This is a genomic window from Pseudomonas kairouanensis, from assembly GCF_004682055.1.
Taxonomy (GTDB): domain Bacteria; phylum Pseudomonadota; class Gammaproteobacteria; order Pseudomonadales; family Pseudomonadaceae; genus Aquipseudomonas; species Aquipseudomonas kairouanensis.
The window spans coordinates 131,364-156,998 of record NZ_QUZU01000005.1; the positions used below are offsets into that span (position 1 = coordinate 131,364).

Sequence of the window (25,635 nt, forward strand, 5' to 3'; positions counted from 1 at the left end):
GCTTATGGAGATTGGGCGGAGCTTGCCTGGTCTACATTGATCGAATTAACACTCGCCGCTCTGAATATAGTGAAGCAAGTGAAAATACCTCACTGGGTGATGGCGAAAGCACTCATATGCAATGCGAATACCCTATAAATGATTTACTGAGTTATTACTTGGTAAGCGCTAATTTAAAATTTCTATATGTTCAAGTGAAGCATGCCCTAAATCCTATTTCGGTCGACGCCTCCGCATAAATCCTCAATGCTCACATTCAGAAACATAATACCTAAAATAGAAAGCCAGCCTTCTCGAGCTACATTGAATTTCCCGACGAACGGTGCTCAAGCTCGCGTGGCGAGTGACGACATTGCTGATAATTCACACGAGGTTCTAATTATGATACTGCGCAAACTCAACCTTGCTCCGCGCTCGGCTCTATGCTTTGGTTTCTTTTGCCTTATGATTATTGCACTTGGGATCATCGCCCTTAAGCAGACGTCAAGTTTGAAGGATTCTGAAAGTTTCGTTGAAACGAATGTTGTTCCCAGCATATCCATACTTGGGATAATTGACAGGGAGTTTGTAAGCATCAGAGGTAGCAACGCACGGTTGCGCAACCCTGTAGAGCCCGCAAGTCGCAAAACTCAAGCTCTAGAGGAATTAAATAAGGCTAGAGTTAATATCCAGAATTCGCTGACGATTTTGCAACCTCTAATCGTAACCCCGATAGGCAAGCAGAAAATTGATGAGCTTTCAAAAAGCCTTGCCAGCTATCAAACTGTTCAAGATCAATACTTATCTCTAATTTCCTCAGGACGTTTAGATGAGGCAGTCAAGCTTTCCAGCGAGTCGATGAAACAATCGGCTGATGCTGTTGAAGGCCATATCGAAGAAATGATAGACGTTAATAATAACAAGGCTAAACGAGCCGGGGAGGAGGCGAGTCAAACTTATGAGCAAGCTAAGTTAATCGTTGGGGCATTTATATTGATCAGTACCTTGGCAGCTATTGCACTGGCCTTGATGTACACCCGAAGTATTACCAGCCCGATCAGCCAATCACTAGCTATTGCCGAGCGCATTGCTAAAAACGATCTCACCGGAGTTATCGAAGCTCAAGGACACGATGAGGTGGCTAGACTTATGCGAGCTTTAAGTGTGATGCAGCATGGTCTACGAAATACCCTTTCTTTGATATCTGATTCCTCCAACCAGTTGGCTTCGACGTCTGAAGAAATGCATGCTGTCACCGAAGACGCAAATAAAGGCATGCTGCGTCAAAATAACGAAGTTGAAATGGCAGCCACTGCCGTCACTGAGATGAGTGCAGCGGTAGAAGAGGTAGCTAGAAATGCCTCGCAAGCCTCTGAAGCAGCCAATCGATCCAACTCCGCCGCGTTGGCTGGTCGTGCACGCGTCGATGAAACCGTGCAGGCCATCAGCCTGATGGTCGCAAATGTTGAAGACGCATCCCAAGAGGTACAAGGGCTCGCCGTAATGGCCACCGACATCAGCAAGGTTTTGGATGTGATACGCGCTATCGCCGAACAAACCAATCTTCTTGCGTTGAATGCGGCTATCGAAGCCGCTCGTGCCGGTGAGGCGGGTCGAGGCTTCGCAGTAGTCGCTGATGAAGTCCGAGCTTTAGCTCATCGTACTCAGCAATCAACCAGTGAAATTGAGCAGATGATCAGCTCAATTCAAAAAGGCACTGGGTCTGCTGTGTCTGCAATGACTCACACAAACACCCAAGCCCAGAAAACACTGGACACTGCTCAAGGCGCTGGTTCCGCGTTGGTGGAGATTACCGAATCTATCGACAATATTACTGAGCGCAACGTTTTGATTGCGACCGCATCGGAGGAGCAGGCTCAGGTTGCAAGGGAGGTAGATCGCAGCCTGGTGAGTATCCGTGATCTTTCAAATCAAGCGGCAGAGGGCTCAAGTCAGACAGCTATTGCAACGTCCGAACTCACAAAACTAGCGGTCGAGTTGAACAGGCTGGTAAAGCAGTTTCAAATGTAGTTATAGCCCTCTTTACTGGAGCGTTGCGTGCATAAACTATCAATTTTTATCAGGTAGTTCGCAACTTTCAAGTGGGGTTTAGGTGCTCCGGGCCTGCGGAGCACCGGTAGCTCGACTCTTTGATATCCGCCGTGGGATTGCCATCCTGTAGAAGTAGAACGTATCTGGGATTGATGAGCAGGCTGAGTTGGAGGATCGCTGGAATCACTCACGCTGAGTTTTACAGTGTGTTGCAGTCGACGTCTGCTTGAGCGCGGTCGCAAAAATTGTGGGCACAGCGACTACCCAAAATTCGAGGCACGCACATATCTGTTTAGCCGACCTCAAAACTCTATGCTGAGTAACCATCCGAGAAGACCTCCCACCAGGACGACCAACCATGGAGGAACCTTCCAGAACATCAAAGCCACAAGCGCTATCAGCGCCAAGCCAAAGTCTGTTGGAGTCAATATGGCGCTCGTCCAGACTGGGTTATACAAGGCTGCCAGGAGAAGGCCTACAACTGCTGCGTTTACGCCTGAAAGTGCGGCTTGGGTGCGTAAGCTTTTCCGCAGTTGCTCCCAAAATGGCAACACGCCGATTACGAGCAAGAACGAAGGAGCAAAAATTGCAACGACGCACGCGGTAGCCCCGAGCCAACCAGAAGGTTGGGCATTCATGGACGCGCCAAGAAATGCTGCGAATGTAAAAAGCGGGCCTGGTACGGTCTGTGCTAAACCATATCCGGCAAGAAACGTGTCATTGGCTACCCATCCGTTCGGTACGGTAGCTGACTGAAGCAACGGCAGCACAACGTGCCCACCTCCGAAAACTAATGACCCAGTACGGAAAAAGACGTTTACCACAGCTAACGCTTGAGAGGGCCACACTTGAACCAGTAATGGCAGGCCAGCTAACAGGCCGAAGAACAGCAGCAATAACACCGCACCGACTTTCCTGCTCACCGATATCGGCAAAGACTCCGTAGTTTGGCTCTGATGGGTTTTGAAGAGCATCAATCCTATGACGGCACCGAAGAAAATCACGCCAATCTGCCCCCAAGCATGCGGCCAAAGCAGTGCAGCATAAGCAGCAAACACGGCGACGGTTATTCGAGGGGCATCAGTGCAAAGACTACGGCCCATTCCCCAGACGGCTTGAGCAACGACAGCCACTGCGACAATTTTAAGACCATGTAAAAGACCGCTCGGAAGAGCCCCTCCCCACGAGGACATACCCTGAGCGAATAAAACCAGGATTATTGCCGAAGGCAATGTGAAGCCTGCCCACGCAGCTACTGCTCCAGGAACCCCGGCACGAGATAGTCCTAAACCTATTCCAACCTGGCTACTGGCGGGCCCCGGTAAGAACTGGCACAGAGCAATCAAATCCCCATAACTACGCCCGCTCAGCCATTGGCGTCGAGCGACAAATTCTTCGCGAAAGTAAGCTAGATGTGCAATCGGGCCTCCGAAGGAGGTGAGCCCTAGGCGCAGAAACACCAGAAAAACCGCCCAAGGGGAGTCAGTCGTGACGGCCTTTACACTACCTTCGGCTGACAATATCCATCCCTCCCAAAATGACGGCTGCACAAAACCAAATACTTTGGAGCCAACGGTATATAGGCTAACCGATGGCCTTCCTTAGGCATACGCGGCTAGCCCTGCGAGTGGATCAGAACTTGGTTTCATAATGATGTACCAACTCAGCGAAAACCAGTTCGAGCTCTAAGCGGGTCTCGCGAGATGCTTACCGCTTTCACCGTTGCCACCCGTAACAGAGCCATACTTGCAAATTAGACGTTGCTCAAAAACCAACTCTTCAGCTACCTCTCTTTTAGCATTAAATGTTCGTGGAGCTTGACACTGGGTCGCGATCAAGGGTGGATTTACTGTATACTGCCGGCTCTGCATACCCTTGAGCTACAGGAACACTCGCATGACTGTACTCCAAACGATCTACTGGCAGCCTACGCCGCCTTAGCGCTACGCCCCCTCGCAACATCCTGCTTCCGCTAGCCTCGCTCGCGGGTGCGCACTGCTGTACGCCTGGTTTTACACCTTAAGCACACAGCAAAAAATCCTCAAAATTTGAATTTGTATCGATTCGCTCGCCGTTCCCTTGGCGTGCGCGATGCTTTGCCTTGGATATTTTTTATGCTGCAAAAACTTAGACAAACGTGGTTTTCCAATGTCCGTGGCGACGTGCTCGCGGGGTTAGTGGTCGCACTCGCGCTTATCCCTGAAGCAATTGCCTTTTCCATCATCGCCGGTGTAGACCCCAAAGTCGGTCTCTACGCCTCATTCTGTATCTGTGCTGTCATCGCCTTTGTCGGTGGGCGCCCCGGAATGATCTCGGCGGCTACCGGCGCCATGGCACTGCTCATGGTTACGTTGGTTAAAGAACACGGACTTCAGTATTTGCTGGCCGCGACCCTTCTATGTGGCGTACTTCAAATCCTTGCCGGCTACCTGAAGCTTGGCTCGTTGATGCGGTTCGTTTCACGGTCGGTAGTCACCGGTTTCGTAAACGCATTGGCGATCCTGATTTTCATGGCGCAGTTGCCGGAACTTACGAATGTCACCTGGCACGTCTACGCCATGACGGCAGCGGGCCTCGGGATCATCTACCTGTTCCCATACGTACCGAAGATCGGCAAGCTGATTCCGTCACCGTTGGTGTGCATCCTGACGCTGACTGCCGTCGCCATTTACCTCGGTTTGGATATCCGCACCGTCGGTGACATGGGCCAACTGCCGGATACGTTGCCGATTTTCCTTTGGCCCGAAGTGCCGCTGAACTTTCAAACCCTGCGCATCATTTTCCCGTACTCGGCTGCCTTGGCCGTAGTGGGTCTACTCGAGTCAATGATGACCGCGACCATCGTCGACGACCTTACCGATACCACCAGCAACAAAAACCGCGAGTGCAAAGGCCAGGGTGTGGCCAACATCGCTGCCGGCATGCTTGGCGGCATGGCAGGTTGCGCCATGATCGGCCAGTCGATCATCAACGTGAAATCTGGTGGCCGCACCCGTCTCTCGACATTGTGTGCCGGCGTTTTCCTGCTGCTGATGGTGGTATTTCTTGGCGAATGGCTCTCCAAAATCCCTATGGCGGCACTCGTGGCTGTGATGATCATGGTGTCCATCGGCACCTTTAGCTGGGATTCCTTGCGTAATCTGAAAGAGCATCCTCTGTCGACCAACCTCGTCATGGTGGCGACTGTCGTGGTCGTCGTGGCCACTCACAACCTGGCTTACGGCGTACTGGTAGGTGTGCTGCTGGCTTCGCTGTTCTTTGCCAATAAGGTCGGGCACTACCTGGATATCAAGAGCACTCTGGAAGATACGAAATCGCATCGGACTTACCACGTCGTGGGCCAGGTGTTCTTTAGCTCTGCAGACAAATTCACTGAGGTTTTTGACTTCAAGGAAGCGCTCAACAAGGTCACCATCGATCTCACACAGGCGCATTTCTGGGATATCACCGCCGTTGCAGCGCTGGATAAGGTCGTGATCAAGTTCCGCCGTGAAGGCGCTGAGGTTGAAGTGCTCGGTCTCAATGAAGCCAGCGCAACAATCGTTGACCGCTTCGGCGTGCATGACAAACCCGGCGCCATCGACAAGCTCATGAGCCACTAGGAGAACGACAATGACCCACGTAATGGCATGCATTGATAACTCACAATCCTCATTGGCGGTCTGCGATTACGCAGCATGGGCCTCGCAACGACTCAGCGCTCCCCTGACCTTGCTTCATGTGCTGGATAAGGAGAAATATCCTGCATCCGCTGACCTCAGCGGCAATATCGGTCTCGGTAGCAGAGAACATCTACTGGAAGAGTTGGCCAGGCTGGATGCGCAGCGTGCAAAACTGGCCTTGGAGCATGGGCAGCACATGCTTGAAAAAGCTCGCGAGCGAACAGTCCACTCTGGCGCCATGTCACCTGATCTGAAGCAGCGCCATGGCCATCTCGTCGAGAGCGTGAGCGATCTCCAAGACGATATTCGATTACTGGTGATTGGAAGAGTCGGTGAGGACAGCACTCGCACTGCCCAAAGTCTTGGCAGCCAGATTGAAGCGGTAGTCCGAACTATCCACCGCCCCATCCTGATTACAACCAGCCATTTCAGGAAACCTGAAACGGTCATGGTGGCATTTGACGGCAGCGCTACAGGCCACAAGACCGTACAGATGCTTGCTTCAAGCCCGCTGTGCGAAGGCCTGCCGATTCATATCGTCATGGTTGGCACGGACTCTGAAGAAAACCAGAATGAGTTGGAGAAAGCACGAATCGCACTTTCCTCTTCTGGCCTGCTAGTGCATGCCGAGATCCGCCCATCCAAGGGATCTCCGTCATCGCTGAGCGTATTGGGAATGAACCCGTAGTTGGCCGGGTAGAACATCGGTGTGCTGAGGAAGCGGTCAACGAAAATTTGTCCGCTTGGCTTGTCCACTTCGTACTTGATCGGCGAGTGGTTTGCAGGAATCTCGATAACGGTGAAAAAGTCGTCGGGGATGGCGGTGCCAGCTGGGATGTCCGCGTAGCTCATGTTCATAGCTCCGAAGTTGTGGAGGGTGTTGAGCTGGAGGGCGTTTTTCCAAGTGTGCCCATCTCGATTGGCGTCTTCGTGAAAAACACCGATATTTCCTCAGAGTCCAATCGTTTGAACAATCGTTCTGCCTCATCTTCCGTGATGGCCAAGCGAATCTCCGTGGGTTGATCCGCCAGCTCAAAAAAGTGTGATGAATGCAGTTTTCCTGTGTGCCCAAACCCTTCGATTCCGGTGCAGAGCGTGGCGCCTCGCAACCCCATTTCTTTAGCCACGTCGACGATCCATTCGCCTAGCATCTTTCCCTGATAACGACGGTTTTGTTGGGTGAAGAAAACGACCATATAGCCTTTCATTTCTATCTCCTCAGCGAGTACCAATCATTTGGTAGGACAGAAGCCCGGCAGCGGTCATCGCTAACGAGCCTAAGACATGCAACGAAATTGAGCCGAGCGCCCAAACCAGTCTGCCCTCCTGAATCAAGGCAACCGTTTCGGCGGAAAATGTAGAGAAGGTGGTAAGCCCACCACAGAAACCCGTGATGATCAGGAGACGCCACTCTGGACTGAGGGTAGGAGAAGCGGCCAAGAAGGCGATGGCCAGGCCGATGATGTAGCCCCCAACCATGTTCGCGACCACAGTACCTGGCGGGATCGTCGGGAAAAGAGCATTCAGCTTCAGGCCCAACAGCCAGCGCAACCAGGCTCCAAGTGAAGCGCCAACGGCAATGACGAATAATGACTTCAGCACGGAGAGTCCTCCTCATCAGATCTGAGTGGACTAACTGGCAAGCGGCTCGCGCTGAAGGAAAAGGGAAACTCGAAGGGTAAGATCATAGCCTGTCCTAAATTGGAGGACAGGGAGACACACCTACGCACCCTGTCCAGGGTTCACGTAGGCATCATCAGCACGAAGGCGGTTAAAGGAGGAATGCCATCTCCTGTTCTGATCCTATAGCATCAGCGCCAATGGCATCAACAGGCATCAAGAGCAGCTGCATGCAAGCGATCTGAAGGCCCTTTTGGCTAGGCAAGATGTTTGATCAATGATCCATTTACGGGCCGCCCCCTTTGCACGACTAGGTCATTTGGCGCGTTTACATGGATTTAACCGATACCACTTCCACGTGCTTGTACTTCTTCCTAGCAGCTTTCACAGCCTCCTGCTCAGCAAGCAATGAGCTCAACGTATCAGCCTCGTGAATCAACTCGACCATTTTTCCTTCAAACTCGTTTCCAGCGCGTAACGTGACCCTCAGCCTAGGCGTGAATGCTTTTGCCGTTTTCTTCTTGGCTGCTGGAGCGGCCACCGATTTCGCGTGCACAACTTCTTCCACTGGCTCCTCTACTACATGAGCAGACATCTGCTCCTCGGGCTGAGGCTTACCGAATAACGCACGACGCATTTCTTCTTCAGTTAGTTCAGAGTTCACAGAATATCTCAAAGGGGGCGGTAATCAGCTCGACTAATTCTACTAGGATTTCTGCTCCAGCAGGTTCTATTGAGCGTAAGACGTAATCCTCCGACGGATATCCGGTTAGTTATTTACCTAAATTTTGACTCATCAAATTATCAAGAACAGGTAATTTGTTTGCCGCCTGCCATTCGTGTAAATGCTTGCAACCTACATCATTAATTTCTGCGAGGTTGCTGCGTAAGTCGCATGTTGTGAACCATTTCTGCCGAAGAGAAGGGTATTTTACAAAGTCTTCTCGCGTAGGAGGTTGTATGGTAGACAAACGCAGGACTGATAGCACTAATAGAGCGGATGCCCCAATGCCAATGGAGTAGTTTTTATAATTCATTTTGATCTTCCGCAAATGATTTTTTAAACGCTTTAGCTGAATCGAGAGTTCCTGTCGCTGCCTGGCGTTTGGCCTCACGATAGCTGATAAATGGTTCGATAAAAGATCCATTTTCAACGTATTTCGTGGTGCCATTCGTCGCCATGTGTCCGATTAGGAAGCGCCAATCTCTTTAAGACTGATTCAGAGCCGGATAGCCATGCGAGGAGCTGTACTGAAGCCGACGCAGGCCACGGGGCGTACCTCGGTAATCTTGGGAGGTTGCAGGGCGATACTTTTCGCGATTGCAACTGCATTTCTGCATGAGATGCTGGTCAGTTTGTACGTGGGAGAGACGATGAACTTCGATTCAGGGACTACATCCGCGATGGTTAAACAACCATGCTTTAGTTCTGAATGGCTCTTGAGCGTAAATGGCGTTAGCATTCCGTCCACTCGGCTTAAACAGCCTGTTTTTCAGATCAGGGTCGCATTGTGGAAAAGCTAAAACGCCTCGAAAGTGGAATCGAAGGGCTTGACGCTCTGCTCAAGGGCGGGCTGGTAGCAGGCTCTTCATACATAATCCAAGGGCGCCCAGGGTCTGGAAAAACGATCCTCGCGAACCAGCTTGGGTTCCATCATGCGAGTAATGGAGGCCGGGTTCTGGTCGCCACGCTACTGGCCGAATCGCACGACCGTCTCTTTCAGTTCCTTTCTACTCTAAGCTTTTTCGACTCTTCCAAGGTAGGCGCCGAAATTCAGTTTGTCAGCGCGTTTGACACTCTGGAAAACGACGGTTTGGATGAAGTAGTGAAACTGCTTCGGCGTGAGATACGTCGTCAGAAAGCCACAGTGATGGTGGTAGACGGTTTGCTCAATGCGCGTTCAAAAGCCGATTCGCACATCGACACCAAGAAATTCATTTCTGAACTGCAAGGGCATGCCGCTTTTGCTGGTTGCACGGTGCTGTTTCTTACCAGCTCCCGCCTCGACGACGGCAGTCCTGAGCACACCATGGTTGATGGCGTGATTGAGATGGGTGAAGAGCTATATGGCACTCGCTCAGTGCGTCGAATTCAGCTGCGCAAAACTCGCGGCAGTGGAGCCATGACCGGTCTTCACGAGTGTGAAATTACCGACAAGGGCTTGGTAGTTTACCCGCGACTCGAAAGTCTCTACAGCCACCCGTCTTCTCCCGATAGCGCCGATATGACGCGCATCGCGAGTGGCATTGAATCACTGGACTACATATTAGGCGGAGGTCTGCACAGCTCTAGTGTATCTCTTGTCATAGGCCCTTCTGGGATCGGAAAGACGACTCTGGGCCTTAAGTTCCTGGCCGAGTCGACTGTGGAAGCGCCGGGCCTTCATTTTGGTTTCTACGAAAGCCCACAACGGCTGCGGCTCAAAGGCCAATCACTGGGTATCGATATCAAAGGCATGGAAGATAGCGGCGCGTTGAGCATTGCCTGGCAGCCCACCACAGAGGGGCTTCTGGATGGGCTGGGCGCTCGGCTGTTGAGTATCGTTGAAGAAAAGGGCATCAAACGTCTGTTCATCGATAGCCTGAGCGGCATGAGGCGAATCACGACAAATCCAGCGCGGATTACTGACTTCTTCAGTGCTCTGATGAACGAGCTGCGATCTAGGGGCGTTACGGTATTTGCATCCTGGGAAATGCGCGATCTGTTCGGTTCAGAGGTCAGCGCACCAAACTCTGACCTGTCCAGCATCGTCGACAACCTGATGCTGATGCGATTCTATGAGAATCACTCTGAACTAAGCAGGACGCTTTCCATTCTTAAAGTACGAGACAGCTCTTACGACCCTTCGCGTTTTGAGGTCGTCATCCGTGATCAAGATGTTTTCCTGAAAAAGGCTTCAAGACATGAACCTTCAGTCCCGACTGAGACATCGCCCGGTTCAAAATCTTAAGCCTTTGTGCGGGTTGAATTTAACATGACCACCATCCTGGTCGTCGATGACGAGTATTTGATCGCTGACATTCTCAGTTTTGCGCTGGAGGATGAGGGGTTCATGGTGGTGACGGCCAGCAACGGTCAGAAAGGGCTCGAGGTGCTCGATAGAGAGCGGCCCGCCTTGATCATTACTGACTTTATGATGCCGGTCATGGATGGCCTTGAGTTCGCGACTGCCGTTCGAGCGCTGCCTTCGGCGAATCAATTGCCGATCATCCTGATGAGCGGAGCTCAGGCCCACATCGGTATGGAAAGATCGGATCTGTTTGATGCGGTTTTGGCAAAGCCATTCAACATCGACTTGATCATTGCCGAAGTTAAAAAACTACTAGCCTCTGATTAGTAAGTGCCCCATGTGCATACCCAGAGCAACCTCAGCCGGGCTCCCTTCTAGCCCGGCGACAGCTTAGCGACTGGGATGAGCGCAATAGCTCATCTGCAACATAAGCGGCGTAAGTGTTAGCGTATGGCCAATACAGCTTGTGCGATCAACGGTCTGATCCGTAGATGTTAGAATCAGTGGCAAGTCTGACCTAACGCGGGCGCGCATTGGGCTTTTTGGGACGTCAACCTTGGATAACCAGACGGGCCGGAAGGTGCATTAATGTTTCTTAGTCTTGAAGTTCGCAGCTATGAGAGGGAAGACCGTCACCACCACCACGAGCATGCTCAATTGGTACTCCCGATTCGTGGCGAAATGGAAATTGACGTAAACGGTCGCGGCGGCTGCATTGATCAGTCATTGGCAGCGCTTGTGACACCTGGCTCGATCCATTCGCAGCAGACTAACCTCGATAGCCGTTTTTTAGTTTTGGACTGTGCGCCCACGATTATGGAAACGCTCCAGATCGAGCGTCTTGCTCAGAAAATATATGTGCCCATTTCCCCCGCTACTCGTCGGCTTATAGAGTTCGCTGAGCTAATCGGCAATGCACAATTGTCCATCGCGGCCTCCCAATTGGGGCCTCTGCTTTTGTCGTCTCTAAATCCGGATATCTCCCGCTTTCCAGACCCCATCAAGCAGTTGATCGCTCGTATTCAGGCGGATCCTGGAGCGAACTGGAGCAATGAAAGCATGGCTCAAGTAGCAAAAATGAGCATGAGTCAGATGCACCAACGTTTCCGGCTAATGTTCGAGATGAGTCCGCAAGCTTGGTTGACTGATTTACGCCTGCAAGAAGCTCAACGATGGTTGCTTGGAACCTCATTGACCATATCCGAGATTGCCTTGCGTGCCGGCTTTTGCGACCAGGCATCGTTGACCCGTGCCATGCAGCGCGTGAGGGCCACGACCCCGGCGGTTTATCGTAAAACGCAAAAACAGTCTGGGTAAAAAATCCCGTAGTTACCGACAATACTCCCCGAATCAGTTGCTCCAAACTTTACCCATAACGCTTTGGAGCGCGGATGAAATGTTTGCTGATCGATTACTGCTGAAGGGCATTGTCTACGGAGTTTGCGCGGGCCTGTGTTGGGGAGTGATCTTCCTCGGCCCCCAGCTCACCCCGGGGCTGAGCGGCCTGCAATTCGCCGTTCTGAGATTTCTCTGCTACGGCGCGATTTCGGTGGCCTTGCTTATGCCCCGCTGGAGGCGCGTTTGCGCCAATCTCACTATCGCCGACTGGAAGTCACTCTTCTGGCTTAGCCTGATTGGGAACCTCATTTACTACACGCTAGTGGGCACCGGTGTGCAGTTGGTTGGCATTGCCACAACGTCTCTGATCGTCGGACTCATTCCGGTGTTCGTCACGCTGGCAGGTCGTCATGACGTCAACGCTATTTCTTTGCGCAAGCTCACTCCCTCGCTGTTCTGCGCTGTGGGCGGGGTCGTACTCATCAGCTGGCACGCACTGATCAACGGCGACAAGCCAGACATACTGACAAACGTCGCCGGAATTCTATGCGCAGCGGGCGCGTTAGTGACATGGAGTTGGTTCGCAGTGAGCAACGCTCGACGGCTGGCTCAAGTAGTCAGCGTTTCCGCCCATGACTGGGCACTGCTGACAGGGGTCATGACTGGTGCTCAGTCACTGCTTTTGGCGGTACCTGTCCTGGGCTGGCAGGTCGGAACGCATGGTAACTCCGAATGGCTACACTTTGTCATGGTAGCCGGTGGCGTAGCGTTTTTATCTTCGGTTGTGGGTAATGCGTGCTGGAATCAGACGAGCCGACTTCTACCACTGGCACTAAGCGGACAAGTGCTCGTGATTGAGACGTTAGCGGCGCTGTTGTTTGGATTTCTATGGGAGCATCGGCTGCCCGACTCATATGAAATTGCGGCGATTGCACTTCTGGTCTCCGGTGTCGTGTGGTGTCTGAATTGTCATCGTACTCCCCGTCACTCTCCGGCTGTTTAACTCGTACAGAGACGCTACAGCAACAGGAATACTGAATACCCCTACCCGCAGCGTTGAAGGCCACTTATAAGAGCCTTGGAGGGAGAGCGAACCTGGGCGTGGCTACATCGACTTTACCGAGACGACGTCCACATACTTGTACTTCTTCCTAGCGGCTTTCACGGCCTCTTGCTCAGCAAGCAACGAGCTCAACGTATCAGCCTCGTGAATCAACTCGGTCATTTTTCCCTCGAACTCGTTTCCAACCCGTAGCGTGACTCGCAGCCTGGGCGTAAATGCTTTCGCCACCTTCTTCTTGGCTGCTGGAGCGACAACGGGTTTCGCGAGCACAACTTCTTCCACAGGCTCATTTACTAGAGGAGCAGATATCTGCTCTTCGGGCTGAGGCGTACCGAATAGGGCACGACGCATTTCTTCTTCAGTTAATTCAGTGCTCATAGAACATCTCAAAGTGGGCGGTATTCAGATCGACGAATTCTACTAGGATGGCGGCTCCAGCGTGTCCTCTGGGAGCATGTATGGCCACTGTGAATTCGGGCTACGTGGTCACAACATGTCAACGTGGTAGTGGGCTTGATAGCGATAAAAATGATGCAACGTAAGCTAGGCTATTGAGGGCTTAAGGGTTCATCGCAATGGTTGGCTGGCTTCGTCTTCGACAACTGAGTGAACTGCTCCAATGCGTTTTGGAAGTCCTCTAATGCAAAGCTTACCGGCTTGCTCTCGGCGATCCATTTTGTCGAGATTCCAACCTCCAGTTTGTCCGAAATACTTCGACCGAAGCGCCGCCAGTGTACGGTGTTAGCATCGATTACCTGCTCTGCGACCAAGACGATGCAGTCAAAATTCATGTCATCGCTACAGACCAGTAACGGCACGATTGTAGAGCTTCCATCTTCGGCTGGGATTATGCGACGGTTCGCAAGAGCGTCTTCGTCTTCGTCGATAAGCCAGATCAGAGAAAGACCAAGGCTTGCGACGTCTGACCATTCAAGATGAGTGGACAGCCATTGCTCAATTCCAATGCCGTCAATCATTAACCATGCGCAAGCGCTCCTGGCGAATCCAGGTCGGTGGTAGGCGGCGCTGATAGCTTGGTGCATGGCGAAGTCCTTTAAAGCCGTGCGGCTGTGTCACAGAGAATGATGATACTCCAGTGATATCACCCTACGCGTCAGATCACTACTCTCGGACGCTTGACGGGCAGCCTATTGCACCTGGACGGACGGGCAGATTTCAACCCTGGTACAACGATGAGGACGAGGTCGGATTGTGAGCATCTTTTCCCGTCGGGCTTCCCTGACAAGCTGCTCCTCCGATTGTAATCAGTTACGATCCTGACGACTCATCAACAATCGAGATCGTGTCATGCAAGATCGCTGCTGGCCCTTCCATCTCTTCGGTGCCAATTTTGCCACTGAATCCGAGGCGAAGAAACTTGTGTTTGAGCAGTGGGAGCCAGCGCCCCCTGAAAGCGTAAGCGAAGCCGAGTACATTTCGTGGGAAGACCGCAATCCAACCTGGCGACTAGCGAAGGAGTTGGGATTCTATATGGATTCAGATTTCGTTGAGCTTGCCGGCACCCCATAAGACGTCATAGCGCAAATCCGCAGTCAGTCCGAGAGAGCGCTGGTCAGCTTTAGGGTAGGATAGTTCACGCATTTTATAATGGTGGGTTCGAATGCCATCTGGGGTGACCGTCGTTCGACTTCTACCCAAGTAGAGCCGCTGGTGCGCTTGCCGGAGAGCACTGCAACCATTTCATATCTCGGTCTGTTTAATTTAATTTGACTGCACGAAGAGTCGTGTCTGAGTTCTGCGGCTACTGCAGTATACGACTCGGGACTCTCGGCCTGAAGCCCGGTCACAGTGTCTGCAAGGTACCGAGAGCAGGCGCTCAATACGTCTGCTTAACCAGCAGCGGTTGAGGGCAGGTCTGCTAAGATCGAGGCATAAACCTGCCTGGGGGTGCAGTAATGGGAAACTACACGAAAGGACTCACAGAGCGCCGTCATCACACACCGCTCAGAGAGGGCTATTGCCTGATCTGTGGAACCTTCGGCCCTCTCAGTTGGGATCATGTTCCGCCTCAGGGCAGTATAACAATAACCAAAATTGAGCAGGCTCACCTGACGGAGGTTATGGGAGTCAATTCTGATCCTGTCATTGGCGTGAAGTCTTCTAACGGTAGCAAGTTCAGAACTATCTGCAAGCATTGCAATAGCTCACATCTCGGTGCTAATGACCAAGAGGTCGCGCGGGTCTACAAAGGCATATCAGAGAAGATCAAACAGTATTTCTTGAAGGCAGACAGCCCAGTCAATCACGTGCATTTGCCATTTGATGGGATGAAATTCTGCCGCGCTATGGTGGGACATGTGCTTTCAGCAACCACTGTAAAAGAGTGCCTTCAAGAGCCTTTGCCTGTTCCTTACTATGCTCCGTTACAAAAGTTTGTCATGGGTGACGATACCGCCACTGATAGCACCCATGATTTCTACACCTGGTTCTATCCTCACCGTAGGCACATGAGCATCAAGATGTTTACTTGCAAAAACCAGGGACACATTGCCACCCTAAGTCTCTTGTCATTTTTTCCGCTTGCGTTTTTGATCACAGAAAAAGGTCAGGGGATTTATCCTTCCGGTGCGACGGCTATGAAGCCCACTGATAAAACACTTAATGTGAAACTCGACTCAGGACACCTCCCTTATGCTGCTTTTCCCAATGCAGGGCTGAAAGGGGATCAGATGATTCTACTAAATGGTACTCAGTCGATTGTGAGTTACCCCATCTGAATGCCTTTGCTTCTGCAGCTTTGAGATAGTTTGCTCAGCCATGATTTCACTTGGCTATTCGTGCTTGCCGTCGTCAATTGTCGATTGCCCGACCTTTATCTGGTGAGTGGCTTACTGCCGTCTGCGCGGTTGAGCTGCCGACGCTTGGAACGACCCGCTATACCTGAAAGTCTACCTGTATCTACACATCGGTAAGGTACAGAGCAATGGATAAGACAATCCCCGTCGATCAACTGGCTACCACCGACCTTGGATCAATCAATGAGATATGGTTGAGCGGGACGCATACCCGGCTATGCCTATGGCGTGGCGAACACGTTTTCAAACACGAAATGATGAGCGAGGGCACCCACGATCAGAATGTCCGACGTCTTTGCGTGAAAGTGGTCAATCCTGACGATCAAGCTGCAGTAGCCAACATTGAGTTGATGGTGCGCGAACGGTTGGAAAAGATGGGGAAGGAAGGCGATTTTTATCCGGCTGAGGAGTCGGACACTCATCGATAGCACCGAGCAGCTCTGGTAAAACATAGGGTGTCGGCTAGTCGTGAGTGCCTCAGCACGCCACGTGAGGATGTGCTGCGATTTAGGCTTTATATGCAATTGCACTAATTCTGTGTTTTGACGCTCCTGTATTGATCATTTCACCAAGTGACAAGCTCAGCATGTTGCTCGTGAGTGATCCATGCGAAATTTGTTTTGTCCGCCGCGTCGCCCCCAAAAACTAAGGGCTTCGTATACCACTTGATCTTGCCAGCGAAACGCTCGTCCGGGCAAACGGCGCGGCATAGGACGCATCGAGTGGCAGCGTCGGAATGGTAAACATTACTCCGAAAGAGTTGATGACGATAAAGTCGTCCCATCCTTTTAGACCTAATAGCGTGTACCCCGGCAGATGATGATCAAATCTGTAGGCCTTCATGGCAGCTTTGCTCTCATCCTCCGCGAAGACGATGAAATAGTCGTCGTGTTGCCAACCTTCGTTCATAAGGGAATGACTCACTTTTGGCAGATAGGGAAGGTACTCGGTTTGCTATCAGCGTCTCGTGGTCGACAGAAAGCAACGGTTGCTTACAGTCGGAAGATTGTCTGATCACAGAAGGGCTGCGTTGTTTTGGTACAGGCGCAAATCACTGGGAGCGTAGACGTTGCCATTCATTCCAGCAGGCCTCAGCGCTGAGGTCTGGATAGCCACGATCTTCTTCCATTGCCAGCGCTGCGCTGAAAGGCAATGCGATGCAGGTGGATCTGTCTCGGATTTCACACACCTCAATCTCGGTAAGCGGCTGGCCCTTTTTATCCTCGGCGGCTTGCAGCACTGCCGCAAGAGCCGGCACGAAGACTAGACATAACGGATCTGTAGTCATCAGTTTCTTCCCTGAGTCGATTAGAAATTACATGGTAGGCCAGTTTCGGACATCAACATTACCTCGAAGTGCGAACGTCAAAGTTAGCGTAGCGTGCTGCTATGTGATGGCAGGAAGACCTATTTCGCTCGGCGGCAGACCTTCAATGATGATCCTGGAACGCTTAGGATTACTTACTCAGTTCAGTAGCAACATGGAGCAGGCCACGGTTTATGGATATCGAATTTCGCGGTAATGGCATGCGTGACAACCCGTCCATAGGTACATGCGACGAGTACGGCGTGAGCGGGATTACCAGCTTTGACGATCTGACCGAAGCTCGGCGTAAGATTGCTGAAACGCACCCAGGCTTTAAGCCTCTGTTCTCGCTCGATGATCTGCACCAAGCCCGTTACACCTCGGGGCATGTGCGCAATAATTTGGGTATGGACGATGCGTCGGTGCATGACATAGCGGGCTTGCCTCCGGAGTGCTTTGAGAATGGTGAATACATAGGCTATCCGACTACGAAAGCGGAGTTCGCAATCTGTCTTCGCAATTTCATGAACCTGGTTGCAGCCACGTCTTTCGAGGATGCTTGCGCTCATGGTTTGACGCTTGATGAGCAGGCACTGCAGGAGTGGGTCGGTTACCAGAACAACCCTATCTCTCTTCTAGAGCAGCCCCTTTCAGCGCTCTTGGTACCCGTTCAGCAGTCCTGCCAGGCACTCGCGGCTTTTCCGAAAGGCTATTTATCTTCCGACCTGGATCCTGCAAAAAACCTTGCGGTTGCGCGTCACTTTTCAGAAGCCCATGGCTATGAGTTGATGGGCGTAGGTGCTTCTTACATCGGCTTCGTTCGTGCTGAGCCGCCTGATATATCACTTGCTAACGTCGTAGCCAGAGACTTCTGTACGCTTTACAACACTAGCGAGGAAGACCTACAAACACGCATCTCTGCAGTCGCGCAGGCGATTTCCGGTCGGACGTATCTGTGGCTCGGTTACGTGGAATGAGCTACGTGCGCAGCAAAAGCCAGGCTGAGTAGATAGCGCAGCCTTGTAGGAGGGCAGTTGCTCTGTAAATTTTGTTCGGCCCATTACGGTGGCGCTACTTAGTCGAGCCGCAATATCTGACTGACTTACCTATGTTGGCGAGCCGCTGTGCGCTGCCAGGCTGTCGTAAACCGAGCTCTCGCGTTCCGCCGTATCTCGGCCCTGCGGGCGTCCATCCTTCACGCCTTCGGCTGTGCAAGCCTGCGCGCTCCGCTTGCGTTGGTTACTCAGTGCGATATGGTCGATACGCCAAGCAGTTCGTCATTTGTAAGCGTTCAGTGAATAAACCTTCTACAAAATTTATATTTGAAACTCTATTACTCACAGCTTCATGATGTCGTCAACGCATACAGGCGCGTGTCCTCGCCCCAACCAGGCAAACGCTCCCCGTACTCCTCCATTTCACTTGCTGTGGTTGTGCTGTGGTGCGACGATCCGATTTTTAGCTAAAGAGATTGGAGCGTACCGTGCTGGCTCAGTCGTCCATTTGGTTTTTTGTAGTTCCGTTTGCTATCGCAGCCGCTATACCTGGCCCCGCTCAAGGCGCTCTACTGGGACAGGTGGTTGCCCGAGGTACCAAATCAACCCTCCCATTCCTCGCCGGGATGGTATTCGGAAACGCAGTTTGGCTGCTCGTCGCGACTCTCGGCCTTGCTGCTTTAGCACTCCAATTTGAGCAGGTGTTCGTCGCAGTCAAGTGGCTAGGCGTTGCCTTCATTCTCTTCGTCGCGTGGAACCTATGGTCAAAAAATACTGAGCACACCTCTGCTCCTGCGCAGCGATCCGCAGGCTGTGGTTTGCTATCCGGTGCTTTGTTGACGCTGAGCAATCCTAAAGCGGTAGTTTTTTTCGGTGCAGTATTGCCACATGCTTTTGATCTCACTGCTCTGTCCGTTCCAGAAGCGGGATTCATAATCGCTCTAGGGATTAGCATTGACCTCACCATTCAACTGACCTATCTCACATTGGCCTCACGTATTAAACAGGCGATACGGTCACCTAAAGCCATGAAGCGTCTGAATCGAACCTCCGCAAGCGTCATGACTGGGTGCGCCGGGTGGATGGCAATCTCGCGCTAATTACATGGGTGACGAGGATTGCACGATGAGGCCGGAGCCCACTGATGCGGCACTAATTGCCCGATCTCACTGGCCCGCTGTGTCGGCAGCCGCGCCAGCACATCTTTCAGATAAGCATACGGATCGTGCCCGTTCATGCGGGCGGACTGGATCAAACTCATTATCGCCGCCGCCCGTTTGCCACTGCGTAGTGATCCGGCAAACAACCAGTTCGAGCGTCCGAGTGCCCACGGTCGGATTTGGTTCTCGACCTGGTTGTTGTCGATGGGCATAGCCCCATCGTCCAGGTAGCGCGTCAGCGCTACCCAGCGTTTAAGGCTGTAATCCAAGGCTTTGGCCGTTGCTGATCCATTGAGCCCCAGATCGCGCAGGGCCAACATCCACTCATGCAGCGTTTTGATTATCGGCGCTGCCTTTTCCTGGCGTATTCGCCAGCGATCCTCATCGCTCGTGTCCCGCGCTTGGCGTTCAATATCGTACAAGCAGCCAGTCGAGTGAGTGCTTGTTCGGGCACCCGATCAACCTCCCTTGTCGAAGTCGAGTGTGGAAAGACCTTTGTGAAGATCAATCGTCTTAAAATAGATATCACCGACCACGAAGTCTCTGCCGTGGTCGTGCTTAGATAGCCTCAAAACATTGGTCTGACGTCACGGATTTCCTACGCTGATTGCTGCGGAGAGGGCGATCTCATGAGATATTTTGGGTCTCAAATTCGCAACAGCGAACGATGATGACGCAGGCGGATTTCTGTTCAGCTATGAAAATCTGTTAGGCGTGGCGCCTGCGTCCACAAACGATGTGAAACACCAGCTGGTCGGTAAGGATGATTCCCTTCCTCGAACGCGACGACTTCTGTATGTCACCTGCAGCATCGTGGCACTTTGAGACGTACTTTAGCGCTGGGACTACTCCTTCAGGCACGATGCAGCATCAGGGAAGTGAAAGTAGCTAAGGCATCCCTTCGTTACGTTTAGTACCACCGTATTACGGCATACCGAATACCAACGGTAACGAACTTTCATATCCGTTCCTCGCAAAGAGGCAGGCCAGACGCTGCGCAAGTGTTGGCTTGATTTTTGCCTTTCTAAGGCAGCCCTAGCAGAGAAATTTTCAATGCTCAACCTCAAAGCCGTTCAGATCAATGCAAGAGTCCGCAGCCCAAGCTGTGGCAATGCGTTGCCGTCTGGGGCTATGAAGGCCTACCTTCGTCGAACGTTCACGCCATCCCAGGTGGAACTAGGACGTATGCCTGCCTGTGTGGCAGCAAAGCAAAACGGTTTCTGGCAGATAGTCAGGTAAATCTCTTCCGCGAGCATCTACCTCGCGGTTAGGAGTGATCCCGCATCACTCAGCACATTCCTGATAACCCTCCCGTATGCCCGCGAAGGCGCTTACTGCGGAGTTCTGCACTCGGAAGAAATGTTAATGAGCAACGATACAGCCCTATTGGTTATCGATTTACAAAAAGAAGACGGCTTTTTTCTTGAGCGTTTTGATCAGGTGGTCGAGAACGCAGCCGCGTTGATAGACATCTCCAGAAATCTGGGAATCCCTCTGTTCTATACCCGGCATGTTAATGAAGCCTTAGGTGATGACCTGATGCTTGGTGAGCCCGTGGACGGTCATGGCCACCCAACTACCTACCTCGCCGGCACTTATGCAATTGAGATTCTCGATGCGCTTGCTCCAGTCGAGGGCGATTTAATAATCGATAAGCACCGCTACAGTGCATTTCACGGAACTAGGTTGGCTCAAATGCTTCACCGCAGGGGGATCAAACATCTCGTTGTAATAGGTGTATTGACTGACGTCTGTGTGATGACCACTGTTTTCGATGCCTACCAGCACGATTTCAAAATAACCATTGTCAATGACGCTTGTACCGCCACCACATTGGCCGCTCATTATTCGGCTTTGTTCATTCTCTCCAACTGGGTCTACGGGCTTGAGATCATTTCTACGGAGCAGTTAATAAGACGCTTACGCAGTGAGCCAGCAACTTCATTGCTAACTTCGAAGCCCGATCACCTCGCCTTCCAGCCTTCGGCGTTTGTCGACGCAATCCGACGCCTTGAAAATAGCCTTATCAAAGAAATCTGATTGGAGAGTCAAAATGAAAGTTGAAAATAGAAGTATTGACTTTGTACCCGAAAATGAGCGCTACGGTAAGCCTCGTTCGTTGTTTTTTGTGTGGTTTGGTGCGAATGCCAATATCACCACCGTTGCGGCCGGCGTATTGCCAATTAGTCTGGGACTTAACCTGTTTTGGAGCGTCATCTCTATCTTGGCGGGTTCAATGATTGGCGCAATCTTCATGGCTTCACACTCCGCACAGGGGCCCAAGTTGGGCATACCTCAGATGATTCAAAGCCGGGCACAATTCGGTGTTTTTGGTGCAATCGTACCATTGATATTCGTCATGATGATATATCTCGGTTTCTTTGTCAGTAATACGCTGCTCGCCGCTCAGGCCATCGTAAACGCGAGCCCATTGAGCAATGAGACCAATATCGTGCTGCTAGGTGCGGTTTGCTTCCTCGTAGCTTTGTTTGGCTACCAACTGATCCATCGTTTCCAAAAGATTCTGTCATTGGTATCTATAGTAGTCTTTGGTATCGCCAGTTATTACGCTCTCACCATGGCAATTGAACCTGGACAATGGACACTACAAGGTTTTAGCTGGGTGAGCTTCCTAGCGTCGGTGAGCATTTCAGTGACTTGGCAATTGTCCTACGCTCCCTATGTGGCCGATTATTCGCGCTACTTGCCCACACAGACATCTAGCCAGCAAGTTTTCTGGTACAGCTACCTCGGAACAGTGATTGGCGGGAGCTGGATGATGATCTTGGGAGCGGTGCTTGCAAAGAGCATGGCTGGATTTTCGAATAACGTGGGCTTGAACTTGGTTGGCGTACTGGGTGGTGGCACTATTCTCACCTTCGCGTTCGTACTGTACGGCCAAATCGCCATCAACGTTTTCAACCTATACGGGGCCTTCATGTCTACCGTAACGGTAGTAGAGCCCTATTCAAGACTGAAGGTGACGCCTGGAGTACGCGCCGGCTTCATGCTGGTCATTTGTTCAGCAGCGACAGGACTATGCACTCTCGCCCAGGATGATTTCCTTCAGTTCTTCCTGAATTTCATTTTCTTCATGAGCTATTTCCTCATCCCTTGGACAGCAATCAATCTAGTGGACTACTATGCCCTACGGAAAGGCGTCTACCAGATCGCAGATATCTTTGAGCCGAATGGCGTCTATGGGAAGGTGAATTGGATAGCCATCACGGTGTTCCTCACAACCATTATCCTCGAAGTACCCTTCATGAGTACCTCCCTTTACGTAGGGCCGGTAGCTCAACAGCTGGAGGGCATTGATCTGGCTTGGGCTGCAGGCTTGGTCTTCCCTGCAATCGCTTATTACTGGCTCATGAAACGCCGGAAGACATCGATGTCTACACTCGCCGAAGTCTAAGAGGCGTTGTAGCACCCTGAGCATTCGCTTGGAAGGATTGGTCAGGGCGCACTACCTACCTGGAATGCGATGCCGAGTCGAGCACGTTGTCGGCGTTTCTTCTCATTGCCAGGTCTCCAAATGCCCCAATCTGGTCACTCGGAACGCTCGTGGTGGATTGGCCATCCGTATCCGGTCACCGAATCGCATGAATCCGGTGCGAGGAGCACCCTCAGCGATGGTCTCGATACCTCTAAACCTCTAAGCTCCGAAACCCCGGCAGACCCAACGGCTCGTTCGGCATTTGAAACTGTTCCTGCACCGGACAGCGTCGCCGTTATGTTCGCGGACGCATATATGTCTTCGCTGCTGTCAACCAACTTGGCGCCTGGACGTCCTAACTCCCAAGCAAGCGCCAGCCCGATCCCTCGTGTTGCGCCAGTGATAAGTACTGTTTTACCGTAAGCGTCCGGACATCCCGTCTTGCGCAACAAAGCGGGTAGCCATCGATGCGGCAACAACTCCTCAATTTCACTTGCCCGCTGCGTCGGCGAGCGCGTGAGCACATCCTTCAAATAGGCATACACATCATGCCCATTAAGCTTGGCCGACTGGATCAAGCTCATCAGCGCTGCCGTACGTTGACCACTGCGTAACGAACCAGCAAAGAGCCAATTTTTGCGTCCAAGCGCCCACGGCCGTATCTGATTTTCGATGTGATTATTATCTATGGGGACGGTGCCGTCATCCAGGTAACGATTCAACGCCGCCCAGCGCTTGAGGTGTAATCCAACACCTTGGTAATCCCCAAACCATCATGCACAAGCTTGCGCTGGCTCAGAGTTCGCGACTTTTTTTGCTTCGCCCGCACGCTGTGGGAGTAGGAAGTAAGCCAAGGCTGGCAGTAACACTAGAGCGCCGACCATGTTCCAAACGAACATAAAGGCAAGCAGTACACCCATGTCTGCTTGGAACTTGATTGGCGAAAAGATCCATGTACCTACGCCGATCGCGAGTGTCACACCGGTCAGCATGACTACCTTGCCGGTAAACAGAAGCGATTGGTAATAGGCCCTGGATAGGCTTTCACCTTGGCGAAGCTGTGCCAGCACGATGCTCATGACATACAGCGCATAGTCGACACCGATGCCTACTCCGAGGGCGATGACTGGCAGGGTGGCAACCTTGACGCCCATGCCTAACAAGACCATCAACGCCTCACAAAGAATTGAGGTGAGCATCAGGGGCAGTACCGCACAGAGCACTGCTCTCCAGGAGCGGAAAGTCACTAGGCATAGCAGAATGACTGCTCCATACACCCACCACAGCATGTCGTGGTTCGCTTGTTTCACAACGATATTGGTGGCCGCTTCAATACCCGCACTGCCCGCGGCCAGAAGGAACGTGGCGTTTTGAGAAGTATTGCTCTTGGCAAAGCTTTCAATATTTTCGACTACGTTGGTGAGCGTGTCAGCCTTGTGATCTTTGAGGTAGGCATAGAGTGTCAAAAGGCTGCAGTCGTCGTTATACAGACCGCGTGGAGCACCCGCGGTGACCATGTTCAAGGTCGCCTGGTTGTTCACAATCTCATACCACTTTGGGTTGCCTTCCGAGAGCCCAACCAGCATACGGCGATTCAATAAGGCCAAAGAGTTTGTTGAATCGACGCCCTCTAGTCCGCGAAGCTGCCAATCCAAGTCGTCAACACGCTTTAATGTGCTGTACGACGAGCATTCACCCGCAGCAGTCTTCACCATCACGGCGAATACGTCGCTGCTTGCACCGTAGTGCTGCGTTATGAACGCATTGTCACGGTTGTAACGAGAGTCGGGCCGTAGCTCTGGCGCGCCGGCATCAAGATCTCCGACCTTAAGCTTCAGGCTTACCGCATATCCACCACAGGCCATGAACGCCGCTACGATCACGCATACTGTTGCCCAACGCTTGGTGGTGAAAAGGTCAAGAAAGCGCCATACAACATGCTTCTCCGCGCCACTCGCCTCTGCTTCTTCGCCGCGAAGGCTGCGTCGAGCCGCTTTCGTGCTAACGCCGACATAGGAGAGCAGTATCGGCAGCAGAATTAAGTTCGTGAAAATGAGGACTGCTACACCAAGACTGGCGATAATTGCCAGATCCTGGATGACCTGGATTTTGATGATCATCAGAACCGCGAACCCCACCGCGTCGCATAGCAAAGCGGTAAGCCCGGCCATGAACAGTCGGCGGAATGTAAAACGCGCAGCAACCAAGCGGTGCATCCCACGTCCCATGTCTTGCATGATGCCGTTCATTTTCTGCGCGCCATGGCTCATGCCAATTGCAAACACCAGGAACGGCACTAGAACAGAGTACGGATCGAGTTCGTACCCGAGCAACGGCAGTAAACCCAATTGCCAAATCACTGCAACCAAAGAGCATGTCACCACCAAGAGCGTGCTTCTTACGCAACGGGTATACCAATAGAGCACTGCTGCGGTGATCAGGATGGCTGCCGCGAAGAAAATCAGAATCTGCTTGAGGCCATCGATCAGGTCGCCGACGACTTTGGCAAACCCGGTGATATAGATCTCAACGCCCTGCGCCTGATACTTACTACGCAGCTTTTCAATCTCGTGAGCGAAGACTGTGTAGTCCAGTGGCTGACCATCCGGAGTCCGCTCCAGCAGAGGTACGTAAACAATGCTTGAGCGTTGGTCGAAGGCCACTAATTGTCCAATTTCGTTAGAGCGCTCAACGTTGCGCTTAAGCGACTCCAAGCTTGAAGTGCCGCCGTCGTACCCATCTGGTATCACCGGGCCACCTTCCAGGCCCTCTTCGGTGACACCCGTCCAACGAGTAGAAGGAGTCCACAGCGACTTCATCGCTGCACGGTCGACCCCCGGAAGCAGATATACCTCATCGTTGAGCTGCTGGAGGGTGTGCAAATAATTTTTGTCGTAGATGCTTCCCGCTGGATTCACTACGGCAATACGCACAGCATTTCCAAGACCGGCCAGTTCCTGGCGATGCTCAAGATAATTGGCGATGTAAGGATGCTCACGCGGGATCATCTTCTCGAAACTGGCATTGAGCGTCACATGTGTCGCCTGCCATGCCAGCAGAAGAGTGGCGGCCAGGCAAAGCAGCATAACGAAGGCGCGATGGTTAAACAGCGCGCGCTCCAGTACGGAACCAGAGGCGCTGTCAAAATCGTTTAGACTGCCTGTCGACGGAGTAGGGGAGGTCTGTACGTGCATGGC

General features: G+C 52.1%; 22 protein-coding genes, 6 pseudogenes and 1 riboswitch. Of the genes and pseudogenes, 15 read left to right on the forward strand and 13 right to left on the reverse strand.

What is annotated here, in order from left to right:
- Positions 1-381 precede the first annotated feature (381 nt).
- Positions 382-1,152, forward strand: a pseudogene (locus DYL59_RS32215) (MCP four helix bundle domain-containing protein); the annotation flags it as partial.
- Positions 1,153-1,281: 129 nt separating this feature from the next.
- Positions 1,282-2,010 carry a methyl-accepting chemotaxis protein gene (locus DYL59_RS32220; RefSeq protein ID WP_442968582.1) on the forward strand — a complete coding sequence of 243 codons (729 nt, stop codon included), beginning with the start codon at positions 1,282-1,284 and terminating at the stop codon, positions 2,008-2,010.
- A 323-nt stretch (positions 2,011-2,333) separates the two neighbouring features.
- Here the strand turns inward: DYL59_RS32220 and chrA are convergent, their stop codons facing one another.
- A complete protein-coding gene (gene chrA / locus DYL59_RS06555; protein ID WP_186351792.1) occupies positions 2,334-3,551 on the reverse strand; it encodes a chromate efflux transporter in 1,218 nt (405 codons plus the stop codon).
- A 594-nt stretch (positions 3,552-4,145) separates the two neighbouring features.
- On the opposite strand from chrA, the gene DYL59_RS06565 reads away from it, so the two are divergent.
- Entirely contained in the window at positions 4,146-5,633 is a 1,488-nt protein-coding gene (locus tag DYL59_RS06565; protein ID WP_135288446.1) for a SulP family inorganic anion transporter, read from the forward strand.
- Between the two features lie 10 nt (positions 5,634-5,643).
- A pseudogene (locus tag DYL59_RS06570) lies at positions 5,644-6,339 on the forward strand (universal stress protein); the annotation flags it as partial.
- Here the strand turns inward: DYL59_RS06570 and DYL59_RS06575 are convergent.
- From DYL59_RS06575 to DYL59_RS06590, 4 genes and pseudogenes are all read right to left on the reverse strand, one after another.
- A pseudogene (locus tag DYL59_RS06575) lies at positions 6,333-6,545 on the reverse strand (inorganic diphosphatase); the annotation flags it as partial. The pseudogenes DYL59_RS06570 and DYL59_RS06575 overlap by 7 nt on opposite strands.
- Before the next feature lie 2 nt (positions 6,546-6,547).
- On the reverse strand, positions 6,548-6,901 hold the full coding sequence (locus tag DYL59_RS06580; protein WP_073638063.1) for a DUF190 domain-containing protein: 354 nt from the start codon (positions 6,899-6,901) through the stop codon (positions 6,548-6,550).
- Between the two features lie 10 nt (positions 6,902-6,911).
- Entirely contained in the window at positions 6,912-7,295 is a 384-nt protein-coding gene (crcB, locus tag DYL59_RS06585; RefSeq protein WP_135288447.1) for a fluoride efflux transporter CrcB, read from the reverse strand.
- A 138-nt stretch (positions 7,296-7,433) separates the two neighbouring features.
- Positions 7,434-7,495, reverse strand: a riboswitch (Fluoride riboswitch).
- A 146-nt stretch (positions 7,496-7,641) separates the two neighbouring features.
- Entirely contained in the window at positions 7,642-7,977 is a 336-nt protein-coding gene (locus tag DYL59_RS06590; RefSeq protein WP_135288448.1) for a hypothetical protein, read from the reverse strand.
- An 844-nt stretch (positions 7,978-8,821) separates the two neighbouring features.
- Here DYL59_RS06590 and DYL59_RS06600 point away from each other — a divergent pair.
- The 4 genes from DYL59_RS06600 (at position 8,822) to DYL59_RS06615 (ending at position 12,665) form a co-directional block, all read left to right on the forward strand.
- Entirely contained in the window at positions 8,822-10,264 is a 1,443-nt protein-coding gene (locus DYL59_RS06600; RefSeq protein ID WP_167496663.1) for an ATPase domain-containing protein, read from the forward strand.
- Between the two features lie 24 nt (positions 10,265-10,288).
- Complete coding sequence (locus DYL59_RS06605) at positions 10,289-10,651, forward strand: response regulator (protein ID WP_122674066.1); 363 nt, start codon at positions 10,289-10,291, stop codon at positions 10,649-10,651.
- Positions 10,652-10,912: 261 nt separating this feature from the next.
- Positions 10,913-11,641, forward strand: a complete 729-nt coding sequence (locus tag DYL59_RS06610) for a helix-turn-helix domain-containing protein (RefSeq protein WP_135288451.1) — start codon at positions 10,913-10,915, stop codon at positions 11,639-11,641.
- 79 nt (positions 11,642-11,720) lie between these two features.
- Positions 11,721-12,665, forward strand: coding sequence for a DMT family transporter (locus DYL59_RS06615; protein WP_135288452.1), 945 nt, complete (start codon positions 11,721-11,723; stop codon positions 12,663-12,665).
- 102 nt (positions 12,666-12,767) lie between these two features.
- Here DYL59_RS06615 and DYL59_RS06620 read toward each other — a convergent pair whose 3' ends face one another.
- Positions 12,768-13,103, reverse strand: a complete 336-nt coding sequence (locus tag DYL59_RS06620; protein WP_135288453.1) for a hypothetical protein — start codon at positions 13,101-13,103, stop codon at positions 12,768-12,770.
- A 170-nt stretch (positions 13,104-13,273) separates the two neighbouring features.
- A complete protein-coding gene (locus DYL59_RS06625; protein ID WP_135288454.1) occupies positions 13,274-13,768 on the reverse strand; it encodes a hypothetical protein in 495 nt (164 codons plus the stop codon).
- A gap of 265 nt (positions 13,769-14,033) precedes the next feature.
- Between DYL59_RS06625 and DYL59_RS31565 the strand changes: the two genes are divergently transcribed.
- The 3 genes from DYL59_RS31565 (at position 14,034) to DYL59_RS06640 (ending at position 15,969) form a co-directional block, all read left to right on the forward strand.
- Positions 14,034-14,255: a hypothetical protein gene (locus tag DYL59_RS31565; RefSeq protein ID WP_238340623.1), complete on the forward strand. Its 222-nt coding sequence runs from the start codon at positions 14,034-14,036 to the stop codon at positions 14,253-14,255.
- Positions 14,256-14,641: 386 nt separating this feature from the next.
- Positions 14,642-15,463: a metal-binding protein gene (locus DYL59_RS06635; RefSeq protein WP_135288455.1), complete on the forward strand. Its 822-nt coding sequence runs from the start codon at positions 14,642-14,644 to the stop codon at positions 15,461-15,463.
- A 206-nt stretch (positions 15,464-15,669) separates the two neighbouring features.
- On the forward strand, positions 15,670-15,969 hold the full coding sequence (locus DYL59_RS06640) for a hypothetical protein (protein WP_135288456.1): 300 nt from the start codon (positions 15,670-15,672) through the stop codon (positions 15,967-15,969).
- Between the two features lie 217 nt (positions 15,970-16,186).
- On the opposite strand, the gene DYL59_RS06645 is transcribed toward DYL59_RS06640, so the two are convergent.
- Together DYL59_RS06645 and DYL59_RS06650 are read right to left on the reverse strand one after the other, a co-directional pair.
- On the reverse strand, positions 16,187-16,450 hold the full coding sequence (locus tag DYL59_RS06645; RefSeq protein ID WP_238340624.1) for a hypothetical protein: 264 nt from the start codon (positions 16,448-16,450) through the stop codon (positions 16,187-16,189).
- A 142-nt stretch (positions 16,451-16,592) separates the two neighbouring features.
- Complete coding sequence (locus DYL59_RS06650; RefSeq protein ID WP_135288457.1) at positions 16,593-16,829, reverse strand: hypothetical protein; 237 nt, start codon at positions 16,827-16,829, stop codon at positions 16,593-16,595.
- Positions 16,830-17,041: 212 nt separating this feature from the next.
- On the opposite strand from DYL59_RS06650, the gene DYL59_RS06655 reads away from it, so the two are divergent.
- A complete protein-coding gene (locus DYL59_RS06655) occupies positions 17,042-17,824 on the forward strand; it encodes a DUF4253 domain-containing protein (RefSeq protein WP_238340625.1) in 783 nt (260 codons plus the stop codon).
- 506 nt (positions 17,825-18,330) lie between these two features.
- Positions 18,331-18,942 carry a LysE family translocator gene (locus tag DYL59_RS06660; protein ID WP_135288458.1) on the forward strand — a complete coding sequence of 204 codons (612 nt, stop codon included), beginning with the start codon at positions 18,331-18,333 and terminating at the stop codon, positions 18,940-18,942.
- Here DYL59_RS06660 and DYL59_RS06665 read toward each other — a convergent pair.
- Positions 18,939-19,424, reverse strand: a pseudogene (locus tag DYL59_RS06665) (IS66 family transposase); the annotation flags it as partial. The gene DYL59_RS06660 and the pseudogene DYL59_RS06665 overlap by 4 nt on opposite strands.
- Before the next feature lie 943 nt (positions 19,425-20,367).
- On the opposite strand from DYL59_RS06665, the gene DYL59_RS06680 reads away from it, so the two are divergent.
- Positions 20,368-21,042: a cysteine hydrolase family protein gene (locus DYL59_RS06680; protein ID WP_135288461.1), complete on the forward strand. Its 675-nt coding sequence runs from the start codon at positions 20,368-20,370 to the stop codon at positions 21,040-21,042.
- A 13-nt stretch (positions 21,043-21,055) separates the two neighbouring features.
- Positions 21,056-22,417, forward strand: a complete 1,362-nt coding sequence (locus DYL59_RS06685) for a purine-cytosine permease family protein (protein ID WP_135288462.1) — start codon at positions 21,056-21,058, stop codon at positions 22,415-22,417.
- Positions 22,418-22,579: 162 nt separating this feature from the next.
- Here the strand turns inward: DYL59_RS06685 and DYL59_RS06690 are convergent.
- The 3 genes and pseudogenes from DYL59_RS06690 to DYL59_RS06700 form a co-directional block, all read right to left on the reverse strand.
- A pseudogene (locus tag DYL59_RS06690) lies at positions 22,580-22,728 on the reverse strand (fumarylacetoacetate hydrolase family protein); the annotation flags it as partial.
- A 165-nt stretch (positions 22,729-22,893) separates the two neighbouring features.
- A pseudogene (locus tag DYL59_RS06695) lies at positions 22,894-23,237 on the reverse strand (IS66 family transposase); the annotation flags it as partial.
- Entirely contained in the window at positions 23,212-25,632 is a 2,421-nt protein-coding gene (locus DYL59_RS06700; protein ID WP_135288463.1) for an efflux RND transporter permease subunit, read from the reverse strand. The gene DYL59_RS06700 and the pseudogene DYL59_RS06695, both read right to left, overlap by 26 nt.
- Between the last annotated feature and the right edge of the window lie 3 nt (positions 25,633-25,635).